The sequence below is a fragment of the Faecalicatena contorta genome (genome assembly GCF_021531895.1).
Lineage (GTDB): Bacteria > Bacillota > Clostridia > Lachnospirales > Lachnospiraceae > JAFBIX01.
The window spans coordinates 21,394-32,960 of sequence record NZ_JAFBIX010000030.1 but is presented as its reverse complement, the minus strand read 5'-3'; the positions used below and the strand labels follow the sequence as shown (position 1 = coordinate 32,960).

At 40.4% G+C, this 11,567-nt stretch carries 12 protein-coding genes and 1 pseudogene; all 13 read right to left on the bottom strand.

Annotation, left to right across the window (positions count from 1 at the left end; genetic code table 11):
* Positions 1–188 precede the first annotated feature (188 nt).
* The 13 genes and pseudogenes from JQM81_RS11640 to JQM81_RS11580 all read right to left on the bottom strand — a co-directional run bounded on the left by JQM81_RS11640 (position 189) and on the right by JQM81_RS11580 (position 11,355).
* Positions 189–1,316 carry an ROK family transcriptional regulator gene (locus JQM81_RS11640; RefSeq protein WP_235233846.1) on the bottom strand — a complete coding sequence of 376 codons (1,128 nt, stop codon included), beginning with the start codon at positions 1,314–1,316 and terminating at the stop codon, positions 189–191.
* A gap of 67 nt (positions 1,317–1,383) precedes the next feature.
* On the bottom strand, positions 1,384–2,175 hold the full coding sequence (locus tag JQM81_RS11635) for a nitroreductase family protein (protein WP_235233844.1): 792 nt from the start codon (positions 2,173–2,175) through the stop codon (positions 1,384–1,386).
* A gap of 195 nt (positions 2,176–2,370) precedes the next feature.
* Positions 2,371–3,403, bottom strand: a pseudogene (locus JQM81_RS11630) (PDDEXK nuclease domain-containing protein).
* A gap of 58 nt (positions 3,404–3,461) precedes the next feature.
* On the bottom strand, positions 3,462–3,794 hold the full coding sequence (locus JQM81_RS11625) for a hypothetical protein (protein WP_235233841.1): 333 nt from the start codon (positions 3,792–3,794) through the stop codon (positions 3,462–3,464).
* A 17-nt stretch (positions 3,795–3,811) separates the two neighbouring features.
* Positions 3,812–4,192, bottom strand: coding sequence for a helix-turn-helix domain-containing protein (locus JQM81_RS11620; protein ID WP_235233839.1), 381 nt, complete (start codon positions 4,190–4,192; stop codon positions 3,812–3,814).
* Positions 4,193–4,304: 112 nt separating this feature from the next.
* Entirely contained in the window at positions 4,305–4,805 is a 501-nt protein-coding gene (locus JQM81_RS11615) for a GNAT family N-acetyltransferase (protein ID WP_235233837.1), read from the bottom strand.
* A gap of 5 nt (positions 4,806–4,810) precedes the next feature.
* The gene (locus JQM81_RS11610; RefSeq protein ID WP_235233836.1) at positions 4,811–5,443 is read right to left on the bottom strand and encodes a GyrI-like domain-containing protein; all 633 of its coding nucleotides are present in this window, start codon (positions 5,441–5,443) and stop codon (positions 4,811–4,813) included.
* Positions 5,444–5,663: 220 nt separating this feature from the next.
* On the bottom strand, positions 5,664–6,836 hold the full coding sequence (gene rlmD, locus JQM81_RS11605; RefSeq protein WP_235233835.1) for a 23S rRNA (uracil(1939)-C(5))-methyltransferase RlmD: 1,173 nt from the start codon (positions 6,834–6,836) through the stop codon (positions 5,664–5,666).
* Positions 6,837–6,860: 24 nt separating this feature from the next.
* Complete coding sequence (gene rsmH / locus JQM81_RS11600) at positions 6,861–7,910, bottom strand: 16S rRNA (cytosine(1402)-N(4))-methyltransferase RsmH (RefSeq protein WP_235233834.1); 1,050 nt, start codon at positions 7,908–7,910, stop codon at positions 6,861–6,863.
* 42 nt (positions 7,911–7,952) lie between these two features.
* Positions 7,953–9,323: an MATE family efflux transporter gene (locus JQM81_RS11595; protein ID WP_235233833.1), complete on the bottom strand. Its 1,371-nt coding sequence runs from the start codon at positions 9,321–9,323 to the stop codon at positions 7,953–7,955.
* A gap of 37 nt (positions 9,324–9,360) precedes the next feature.
* Positions 9,361–10,224 carry an EamA family transporter gene (locus tag JQM81_RS11590; RefSeq protein WP_235233832.1) on the bottom strand — a complete coding sequence of 288 codons (864 nt, stop codon included), beginning with the start codon at positions 10,222–10,224 and terminating at the stop codon, positions 9,361–9,363.
* 61 nt (positions 10,225–10,285) lie between these two features.
* Positions 10,286–11,146, bottom strand: coding sequence for a methylenetetrahydrofolate reductase [NAD(P)H] (metF, locus tag JQM81_RS11585; protein WP_235233831.1), 861 nt, complete (start codon positions 11,144–11,146; stop codon positions 10,286–10,288).
* A complete protein-coding gene (locus JQM81_RS11580; protein ID WP_235233829.1) occupies positions 11,143–11,355 on the bottom strand; it encodes a hypothetical protein in 213 nt (70 codons plus the stop codon). Before JQM81_RS11580 ends, metF begins: the two co-directional genes overlap by 4 nt.
* Positions 11,356–11,567 lie beyond the last annotated feature (212 nt).

Here is an 11,567-nt window from a genome sequence, read left to right as displayed (position 1 = left end):
TTTATACACTTTATTACATAGTTTTATTATGTATTTAATATTATGTCTTCACTTTTATTTTGTCAACATGATATTAGACATTTCCCGCTTTTCGTCAGTATCGCCAAATCCAAGATTCTACTTTTGTAAAAATTGCATTAAAAAAAGAGATTCCTTTTTTGAAATCTCTCTTATTAATATCCACTCTGTTATATTTGCTCCACAAACATCTCGATCACTCTAAGAGATGCTCCTACTGCTGCTGCCTCTACCTTATAAGTACAATTTTGTACATATCTGGTATTCTCCTCAAAAGTATTTCTCTGAGAGACCTTCTCCCATATATCCTGAATATAGTCTCCCGCATAGCTTCCCACATAACCACCTAAAACAATATCACAATCTAATACCATGTGAATATTATTGATTGCTACGGCAAGATATGTGATATACATATTCCATGCATCAACAAATTCTTTTTCTCCTTGTTTCAGACCCGTAAAAAATTGTTCTAACTTTCCGCCTGTCATATCGGACAAACAAGATGCTGAACAATATGCATCCAGACACCCTTGCTTACCGCAGTAACAGGGCTTTCCGTCCATCACGACCGTCATATGACCAACTTCTCCACATCGGAACGCCTTCCCTTGTATCAATTCTCCATTATTAAAAATTGCTCCTCCCACGGAATTACTTAAAGAAAGATAAAAAAATCGATCTTGGCATTCTGATCGAATTCCTTCTGCATACGCTCCCGCATTCGCATCATTTAAAAAGAAACACGGATAAGAGAAAAATTGACTTACATAATCAAAAGACAATTCCTTAACTCCCAAGATATGCGAATAAGTGACCATTTCTTTATCAAAATCAACAATACCAGGAAATGATATTCCTACTCCCAGTATCTTTTCTCTGTCAGCATCGCTTTCATCTAAAAATTGTTCCAAGATTTCACTCAATTCGCAGTAATACTCTCTCTGCGCAATGAAAGGCTTATAGATGCGCACATATCTCAAAATCTCTCCTTTTAAATTAGTAAGCACTAAGCTGATATGATTTTTTGTAATATCTAATCCTACAGCCTGTTTTGCATTTGCAACTGCGGATAATGCCTTTGCTCGTCTTCCTCCTGTGGATTTTAACTCTCCCACTTCTTCGACTAAACCCTTTTCAATCAGTTCTTTCGTAATCTGTGTCACAGTAGGAAGACTCATCTTTGTTTCATAAGAAATATCTGGATTTGACACAGTCTCATGCCCGCAGATAAAACGGTAAACGCGGTTTCTATTATTTCTTTTTACTTCAATATTCGTTACTTGCTTTTTATTCATTGCACACCTCTATACTTTATTAAAGTATTTTCATTAGTATAACATATGAATGAAAAAAGCAAAATACTTATTTCCAGATAACATTCGCCTTTTTCCTTGGTGCGGTCCGAACATAGTGTACATCTGGATAGCCAAGCAGCATACATGCTTTAATCGTTCTATCCTCAATACCCAGCCATTTTTTTAATTCAATATTAGCATTCGCAATCCTTGCCAGATATCCATTATATAGCGTGCCCAGTCCCAATGTCTCTGCCATAGTCTCCATATTCTGAGCGGCCAGTCCGGCATCCAGCGGCCATTCAGAAGTAATAAACACTACAGCCGGCGCATTCCTGAACAAAAAGTCATCCTCTGGATTCGCTTTTCTTCGCCGATTAAAAGCTACAAACGGAAGTAGCTCTCTCGCTATAGTTTTCTTTTCCTGCTGTTCCAAGCCATTAATATAATCCCAGACCATGGACTTTAATTGTTCCAGTTCTTCCTGAATGAATATAAAACAACAATCCTGATTATTTTTTGCTGTAGCTGTATATCGTCCCGCCTGCGCCAATAATTCCATTTTACACTGTTCTACTCTCTCTTGCTTATAATTACGAATACTTCTTCTAGACTTAATACTTTGAAGCAATTGCTCTGAATCTAATTGAGAGTTCTCTCCTTTGCATGACTCAACATCTTCCATCTCATATTCTGGTATAGACACAGCTCCAACAGGGCAGATTGCTACGCAATGTCCACATTGAATACATTCTTTTTTAATGCTCGCTTTGCCATCCTTAATCTCAATATTCGTAGCAAGACAGTCCACACTACACATCCCACAGCCAATACATTTCTCCAAATCAATTTTTACCATGAAAATACACCACTTTCTAGCTATCATTTACCTACTTTAGACATCAAAACCACGTTCTCGACATGAGTACAAATTCAAATCATATCCCCACATAATCACGAAAATATTGGCTATATCTATACAGCACTAATACCGTTCGTGCATCCATTTTACCACAAAATATATCATCAATTTTGCATCACCCTGATGCAAAATCTACTCTTCTTTCTCACCGTCAATATTCTCTTCCCCTACTATACCAGCTTCCAATGCTTGATATTCCTGATTTAACTCCCTCAATAATTCTTCTTCACTTGGTAAGTATAATTTATATTTAGAAGCAAAAATTTGTGTTTCATTTTCTGGCAACGTATATTTGACCACAGATTCACTTTTGTCCGCACATAACACAATACCAATCGGTGGATTATCTCCCTCATTCATAAGCTCTCGTTCATAATAATGAACATACATCTGCATCTGCCCTAAAATCCTGATGTGTTAAATCCCCAACTTTCAAATCAATCAAGACAAAGCATTTTAAGATGTAATTATAAAATACAAGGTCAATTCTAAAATGACGTCCATCGAACGTTATTCTTTTCTGTCTTGCGACAAATGAAAATCCTCTGCCAAGTTCCAAAAGAAATTTTTGTAAATGTGTAATTAACGCTTGTTCTAAATCACTTTCATAAAAATCATCATTAGGAGCCAGTCCAAGAAATTCCAACACATATGGGTCACGAATAACATCTTCTGGTTTTTTCGCCGACTCTAGTGTCTGAATTTCCGCTGCCACTTGCTCTTTATTTTTACTGGATAATAGCCTTTCATAAAAGAAAGAATTTATCTGGCGCTCAAGTTGTCTGGTACTCCATTGAGATTTTACAGCTTCCTGCATATAAAATTCTCGTGCATTTTCATTCTCCACTCGCATCAGATGCCGATAATGCGTCCAACTCAATTCGCTACGCAGTGCGTAGCCATTTGGAAACGTTAAATAAAACTGCCGCATATTTTTCAAGTTTGCGACGGTAAATCCTTTTCCAAAATCTTGAGTCATTTGTTTCGATAATTCTTTCAATAAACCTGTCCCATACTCTGCCTTTTCATTACCGCCCTGTTCTTCTATGATTGATTTTCCGATATTCCAGTATGCTTCAACCATTGCAAAGTTGGCAGTTTGATAGACTTTATTTCTTGCCGTATTCAAAATATTTTTTATTTCATCATAAAACTTTTGATTCATACACAATCTCCTCCATCTAAAACTTTTATATGTAGGAAATAAAATATATTATACTTTTTTATTTAATTTGTAACAATAATGGCAACAGTGCAATTCCCACATCAACACCTTTATCTGCAATCCACTTAATTATCTCTTTTGCATTTTCCCACTTTTTTGACCTTCGTTCTGAAGATTTAACAATTGCTTCCAGTTCATCTATTCTACTTAAAATTTCCCTTATTTCAGCATCGGGTAGTGCTGACATATTTTCAATTTCCCTTCTAACAGTATCAAAAGAAATATTAATATCAACTTTGTTTTGATTTGTATTTGTTATTTGTATCATTGGTACGTTTTGCGGAATCCATTCTTTTAACGAAGAATAACCTAAGGCTTTAAATGATAACATTTTATTATATATTTGATTTAAATCATGAAATAATTCCGCTCCTGATAATTCATCATAAAATTTGCAATTTTCTGCATATCCATACAAGCCATCACTAAATTGAGGTATATCTGTCTGTTCTTTTCCTCAACCTCTCGCCTCATTGCCAGCAGGTTTTCTTCTGCCCGTTTGTCATATGCTTCTGCCATAATTCTTTCGCCCGACAGGAGTTCGTTGACGTTAATTTTCAGAAGTTCACACAGCTCCAACATAATCCCGGAATCTGGCATAGACTTTCCAGTCTCCCATTTTGATATCGCCCGGTCACTGATTCCGAGCTTCTCGGCAAGGACTGCCTGAGTCATGCCCTGTTCCTTTCTGCAGGATGCTATGAATTTTCCAATATTGATTTGATCCATATCGGGCACCTCCTTTCATGACTCAAGCATAGCCGGTATCATCATATTTTTACAAGAACCGTAGGTTGATTTCCTGCAACTCTACCGCTGGTTGAGTGCAGAAAAGCTCATTTTACTTTAACTTCGCATATAGAAACAAATCATAAATTTGCCCATTTTTATAAACAGCACTTTTCTGTGTGCCTTCCCGTATAAAGCTATTTTTCTCCAGCACTCTCTGTGATGCCACATTCGGAGCATATACAAGCCCTGTGATGCGGATGATATCTAATTCCAAAAAAGCTGCGACACAAATCTGACGAACAGCTTCTGTCATGATTCCCTTTGACCAGCAATCTGTCAAGAGCAGATACCCGATCTCTCCGTCCTTGCAGTAGACATCTGATTTTTGCTCAACTGAGATGTTTCCGACAATTTTACCATCAGCTACAATTGCTCGAAAAATACCGTCCTTTCCATCGTGCTCAGATACCATTCCTAACCACCAATCCGCTGATTCCTCGGTATAAGGATAGGGTAATCGGTTTGACAGATAGGAGCGATCCACTTCATTGCAAATCTTTATAAGTTCAGGCTTAAACTCATGTGTCCACTTTTCCAATATTACATTCATTCTTGTCACGCTTTCCTTATAGGATGTCTGATCACCGTTTTTAACTTCTCCGGCGCAACCTTTCTGGCATCACTCAGATAAATTTCATGATGCAAACGCTGCTCTGTAATATCCAGAACATAGCCCTGCTGCTCCATGTATTCATGCATAAGTGCGACAGTGGCAGGCTCATCGTCATAAGAACCGATGTGTATGCACTGAACGCACAAGCCCTCATCATAGGTCAGAAATTCGACCTTTGAAAAGTCTGTCTTTTTCTTCTTGGTAGCTTCCTCAATCGCCCAGTCAAAATCAACCTTTGTAACGAAATCTGGCAAACGAATGACGGAGATCCACTCGAAGTTTTCTTTGTGAGCATAGTCGATCCCGGCGACACCATCCTGCCACCAGAATCCTTCCAGCGGAGGGACTACATAATCGAAATAACCATCAATCTGGTGATCTCCCTTTTTGCTCATCTTGATCGTGAAGGCGATACCATAGAGCAGCCCGATAGACTGCTTATACTCTCCATCCTCCGCGTTCGGATCGCCATGTCCGCGAACCGCAATATAGTTCATGCCCGGAATAGTCACGATAGACGGTTTATTCTTTGGCATGTAGAATTCCTTATACTCTTTTTTATAATCAAAAGCCATAACGCTTCCTCCTATTTTTCCTGACATCTATCTCACAGCCACAACTACCCCAACATCTAACTCGGCAACTCAACTTATTGACATCTATCGTGGCAACTCAACTCTCACACTTTTTGAGCTGATTTACCCTTGGATAAGTTACCGCGAAGCATTCGTCCTGTCCGATTCCAAATTCGCTCGATTGCCAGAAAACCGCAGTATTACTGGGCTTTCGCGGCTATTATTCTGTAACCTTTGACATCAATACTACCGTCTCAACGTGATCGCAGAACGGGAACATATCAACCGGCTGTATCTTCTCCACCTTATACCCATGCTTCACCATATATTTCAGGTCTCGTGCCAGTGTCACAGGATTACAAGATACATATACAACTTTCTTCGGTCCCATCTGCGCAACCGATGACAGGAATTTCTCATCACTTCCGGCTCTCGGAGGATCCATGAATACAACATCCACCTTCTGGTGCTTTTTTGCCATATCTACCATGAACTTTCCTGCGTCGCCCTGACGGAATTCTATATTGTTCATCTGATTCTCTTTGGCATTCATCTTAGCATCCCGCACCGCATCCTTATTCAGTTCTATCCCCAGGACATGTTTTGCCTGCTTTGCTGCCACCATACCGATAGTTCCGATTCCACAATATGCATCGATTACGCTTTCTTTTCCCTGAAGGCCGGCATATTCCATGGCGGTCTGATACAGGACTTCTGTCTGTACGGGATTGACCTGATAGAAAGACTGTGGGGAGATACGGAAGGTACATCCACACAGCGTATCCCGGATAAATCCCGGTCCATAGATAACCTTTTCTTTTTCTCCCAGTACCATACTCGTCTGCTTATCATTAACATTCAGAATGATTGTGGTGATCTCTGGATGTTCCTTCCGAAGCGCTTTGATGAAATTATTCTTTGACGGAAGTATTGGTGAACCCAGTACCAGGATAACCATGATTTCTCCTGTCTGGAACCCTCTTCTGACCATCACATGGCGAAGGAGGCCGTATCCGGTATCTTCATCGTACGTCTTAATCTTAAAGGACTTCAAAAGATGCCGGATCGTCCGAATGATCTCCTGACTCTTTTTATCTTCGATCATACAGTCTTCCACTGCAATCACACGGTGCGTATTGGCCTGATAAGTACCGGAAATAATATTACCGCGTCTGTCCCGGTCAAAAACAGCATGTACTTTATTCCGATAATAATATGGATCTTTCATGCCGATGATCGGACTTACTTTACAGAATTTCTTCAGAAGCTGTTCTTCCTGTTTCTGTTTCCTTTTCAACTGTTCTTTATAAGGCATTCCCTGATATACACATCCTCCACATTTCTTTGCCACCGTGCATACAGAATCTTGTTTTTTTACTTTCTTTTCTTCCATGTGTTCCCCTTATCTCTTCCTCTTCTATGCCCGTATTGCCCAACGCATCTTTGTAGAACGTGCACGAGGGTTTCTTGCACATTCTTCTGCGGAAGAACGAATCACATCGTTGGCAATGTCACTGTAGATTCCCATTTTTTTGAAATTTTTAAACGACTTCTTCACAAGACGATCTTCGCCTGAATGGAAGGTAAGTATTGCCACTCTTCCTCCAGGTGCAAGTACATCCGGCAGTTTTTCCAGGAATTCATATAAGACCTCAAACTCGCGGTTTACATCAATGCGCAATGCCTGAAATGTTCTCTGACATGCTTTTTTCACGGCTTCTTTCCGTTCATTTTCCGGGAGAAATCTCAATGCTTCTTCAATTGCTTCTTTTAGTTGAATCGTTGTCTCAGGACATTTTCCTTTTCGCCTCCAGGACATAATTGTCTTGGTAATCTCTTCTGCATATGGTTCATCCGAATTTTCTTCCAACATTCCTTGCAGCTCTTCATCTTCTACTTCCAGCAGTCGTTCTGCTGCGCTGATTCCCTTTTCTGGATTCAGCCGAAGATCCAACGGTCCTTCGAATTTATAGGTAAATCCACGGTCAGGATTGTCGATCTGCATGGATGATACACCGAGATCCGCCAAAATGAAATCAAATTTTCCCACTTCTTCTGCCACTTTATCAATCTCAGCAAAGTTCTGAAGGCGAACCGTCAGAATATCTTCTCCATAACCGGCCTTTCTCAGCCGTTCTGTTGTTTTCACAGACTCAATCGGATCAACATCCAGAGCATAGATATGCCCTTTGCCATCTAGGCATTGTAACATCTGCTGCGTATGTCCGCCGTAACCCAGTGTTGCATCCAGGCCCTTCTGCCCTGGCTGAATCTTGAGGAAATCTAAGATTTCCTTTACACAGATTGAAATGTGCATCCCTGCCGGAGTACTACCCTTTTGGATAACCTTTTCAATCGTATCTGCATATTTTTCTGGATTCAGTTCTTTGTATTTCTCACTATATTTTTTTGGATGTGTCCCGGAATAACGGGGACGTCTCTTATGAACCTTTTCCTGCTGTTCCATGCGTAGGCTCCTTTCCTTCATAACATCTGTGATTTATTGCTGTTATTTTACTTTATTCTGCTCAATCTGTCTATTGCCCTCTACCTTTTTCGCAATCTGTCTGACACACAGATAACATGTTGGTATGATATAACAGCATGCGGTAATCCATGCGGATTGGTCTGTGAAGCAGATTGCTGTATAGCCAAAGCGTTGAACGAACCCCAGACTTACGATACACCGGGCAAACATTTCCGTAACTCCGGAAAAAACTGCCCGTCCAGAATATCCTAATCCTTGTGTGCTCATACGGCACACGTTCAGAATTCCCAGACTCCAGTAAAAATATCCCATGCAGCGCAGATACTTCGCTGCTGCGTCTAATACTTCCACCTCTTCTTTGCTGATAAAGATCATGGATAAGTTCCGTCCTTCAAATATCAACAAAAGTCCTACCAGGCCTCCATACAATACACCAACTGCCGCAGTCTGCAGAATTCCTTTTCGGATACGGTCTATCTTGCCTGCTCCCAGATTCTGCCCACAGAATACGGAGGCGGCTGTTGCGAGAGCATCAAATGGGCACATAGTGAATTGCTTGATCCTTACTCCTGCAGTAAATCCTGAGACACAGACGCTTCCTAAGCCATTATTTGCTGACTGCATGACCATACTTCCAATTGCCGTAATCGAATATTGTAATCCCATCGGAATTCCCATGGCCAGAAGATTCTTTGTAACTGCACCATTCCATCGACAATTCCGGTGTGATAACTTCAGAACTTCCACACGTTTCCATATAAATACCAGACACAAAATACCGCTGACAGCCTGCGCAGTTATGGTCGCAGCCGCTGCACCGGCACATCCTAAGCCAAGCACCATAATACAGAATAAATCCAGCAAAATATTCAATCCTGTGGAAATCGCAAGAAATACAAATGGCGTTCTGCTATCTCCTACTGCCCTCAAAATGCTGGACAATAGATTGTAGAGTAACGTAAATGGAATTCCCAGGAATATAATCAATAAGTACTGATATGCATTCTCATAGATATCCTCCGACACCGACATGATGTGCAAGATTTTCGCACACAAAAGTGCGCAGACCGTTGTGATGATACATGCAAAAAACACGGTCAAGACAACTGCGTGGAAAATATATTCCCTCATCTTCTCTAATTTCTCAGCGCCAAAGAACTTCGCTACCGGCACACTGAACCCTGCACAGATCCCGATACAAAAACCAAGTACCAGGAACTGCACGCTGCTGGATGCTCCTACACTGGCCAGCGCTTTTGTTCCCAGTACCCTTCCTACAATCGCAGCATCTATCAGATTATATGTCTGCTGCAACAGATTGCCAATTAATAGCGGAACGGCGAACTGTAAGATCAATCTTAACGGTCTGCCTTCCGTCATACTTTTTGTCACAATCATTCATCTCTTTTCTCAATCAAATCATTTGGCTCTATCCCACCAGCATTACCAGTGTTCCGCCAACAATACAAAGCAGCCCAAAGAGAGCCTTTTTCGATAATTTTTCTTTAAATACAATATAAGAAAATATAATAGAAACTACAATACTTAATTTATCAATCGGTACGATCAGGCTGGCTGGTCCAGTCTGTAAAGCCCGGTAATAGCACAGCCAGGAAGCACCGGTTGCAAAACCGGACAGCACAATATATCTCAGCTCTTTTCGGTCCAGATACCTTACATCGTTCTGCTTTTTTGTCACAAACACAACCACCCATGCCATAATCAATACGACAATCGTTCGAATCGCAGTTCCAAGGTTCGAATCCACTCCAGTAATGCCGACCTTTCCCAGAATAGAAGTCAGACTGGCAAAGACTGCTGATAACAGCGCATAAAAGAACCAGCCTTTTCCTTCTTTTTTCGGTTCTGTCGTTTCCTTTTTTTGGATCATCAGCCAAGTTCCAACACCGATTCCTACAATTCCCATTAATTTATAGATACTAACCGGCTCTCCCAACAGAATAAATGCCAGGATGATCGTAAGCACCGTACTAAACTTATCGACCGGAACTACTTTATTGATATTTCCAATCTGTAATGCATGAAAGTAACATAACCAAGAGGCACCGGTAGCTAGGCCTGACAATACCAGAAACAATAAATTTTTCAACGATAATGTAGTTAATTGATTCTGAGAGCCGACAACAAATACCATCAGCCAGGAGAATATCAATACTACAAATGTACGAACTGCCGTAGCCACATTGGAATCTGTCTTTTTAATTCCACATTTTGCTAAAATAGATGTGATGCCAGCAAAAAAAGCCGAGCCAACTGCAAATCCAAGCCACATCTTTTCTTCCTCCTATGTATCTTTTTCTTTTGTACAAATTATTATATTCTGGCTTTTCATTCTATATAATATGCCGGATTCCTTCGCAGATCTTTCCTGCAACCACCGGATTATTCATAGTATACAGATGAATTCCATCAATATCACTGGTCAGAAGATCAATAATCTGGCTCAATGCATAAGACATTCCTGCATCAAATAATGCTTCTTTATTATCTGCATATTTATCAATAATCTTCTGGAAACGTTCCGGGAAAGACGCTCCGCACATTGTCACCATTCTCTGAATCTGTGCCGCATTGATCACCGGCATGATTCCCGGAATCACAGGCACATCTATTCCGGCTATCCTACAGTCCTCTTCGAATCGAAAGAAACGGTCATTATCAAAAAACAACTGAGATAAAAGCACTTCTGCTCCGGCATCTACCTTTTTCTTTAGATTGCGCATCTCAATGACCCTGTTTTCTGATTCCGGATGACACTCTGGATAACATGCCCCTGCAATGCAGAAATCGCCTTTTTCCTTCAGATAAGCAATCAGATCAGACGCATGCTTGAATTCATCTTTTTCAGGGACATTCGGATTCCGATCTCCCCGAAGTGCAAGAATATTCTGCATTCCTTCCTGCATCAATACTCTCGAAAATTCATCAATCTCTGCCTTATCATAGCAAAGACAAGTCAGATGGACCACCGGCTCCACATGATACTCATATTTGATTTTCTTCGCTAATTCAATGGTCCGATTACAGTTAGAACTGCCGCCCGCACCAAATGTCACACTGATAAAATCTGGTTTTAATTCGCACAAGATGGACAGGGTCTCATCAATATTTTTTAGTTCTGCATCTTTTTTCGGCGGAAATATCTCAAAAGATAAGCTTCTCTTTTTATTTTTATATATATCTGAAATCATCATATTCCCACTCCCCTTTCTGACTTTATAATCTCAATCCCTTCCACTTCAAAGCAGGTAAGCCACGGATATTCCATACGTTTTACTACTATTTTATCTGATACAATAATTCCTTCCTCTGGATAGAACACATTGCCCAGTTCGCTTTGTTCACACACATAGCCCTCTTCCTGCATCTCTTCCTTCGCCTTATCAGTAACTCCTACTGACATCTCCTTGCGCGGAGGAGCGCATCAACTGGTAATCTCTTCTATATCCAGCGTCAGGTTTTTCCATCCGAACCGCAGCATATACTGTTTCATTTCTTCATTTAATTCCACCATCACATTTCCTCCTGACATTAATTGAACTCTTTTTTTTATGTTCTGTCAAGAGATACTACAATAACGCTGCTGAATCTCTGAAAAGAAATGATCCCGATTTA

Excerpts from the sequence above, each read along its gene's own strand:
- JQM81_RS11590 (WP_235233832.1), bottom strand. The coding sequence starts at position 10,224 with ATGTGGCTTGGATTTGCAGTTGGCTCGGCTTTTTTTGCTGGCATCACA.
- rlmD (WP_235233835.1), bottom strand. The coding sequence starts at position 6,836 with ATGGAAGAAAAGAAAGTAAAAAAACAAGATTCTGTATGCACGGTGGCA.
- JQM81_RS11640 (WP_235233846.1), bottom strand. The coding sequence starts at position 1,316 with ATGAATAAAAAGCAAGTAACGAATATTGAAGTAAAAAGAAATAATAGA.
- JQM81_RS11615 (WP_235233837.1), bottom strand. The coding sequence starts at position 4,805 with ATGAATGTAATATTGGAAAAGTGGACACATGAGTTTAAGCCTGAACTT.
- rsmH (WP_235233834.1), bottom strand. The coding sequence starts at position 7,910 with ATGGAACAGCAGGAAAAGGTTCATAAGAGACGTCCCCGTTATTCCGGG.
- JQM81_RS11620 (WP_235233839.1), bottom strand. The coding sequence starts at position 4,192 with ATGGATCAAATCAATATTGGAAAATTCATAGCATCCTGCAGAAAGGAA.
- metF (WP_235233831.1), bottom strand. The coding sequence starts at position 11,146 with ATGATGATTTCAGATATATATAAAAATAAAAAGAGAAGCTTATCTTTT.
- JQM81_RS11610 (WP_235233836.1), bottom strand. The coding sequence starts at position 5,443 with ATGGCTTTTGATTATAAAAAAGAGTATAAGGAATTCTACATGCCAAAG.
- JQM81_RS11625 (WP_235233841.1), bottom strand. The coding sequence starts at position 3,794 with ATGTTATCATTTAAAGCCTTAGGTTATTCTTCGTTAAAAGAATGGATT.
- JQM81_RS11580 (WP_235233829.1), bottom strand. The coding sequence starts at position 11,355 with ATGTCAGTAGGAGTTACTGATAAGGCGAAGGAAGAGATGCAGGAAGAG.
- JQM81_RS11635 (WP_235233844.1), bottom strand. The coding sequence starts at position 2,175 with ATGGTAAAAATTGATTTGGAGAAATGTATTGGCTGTGGGATGTGTAGT.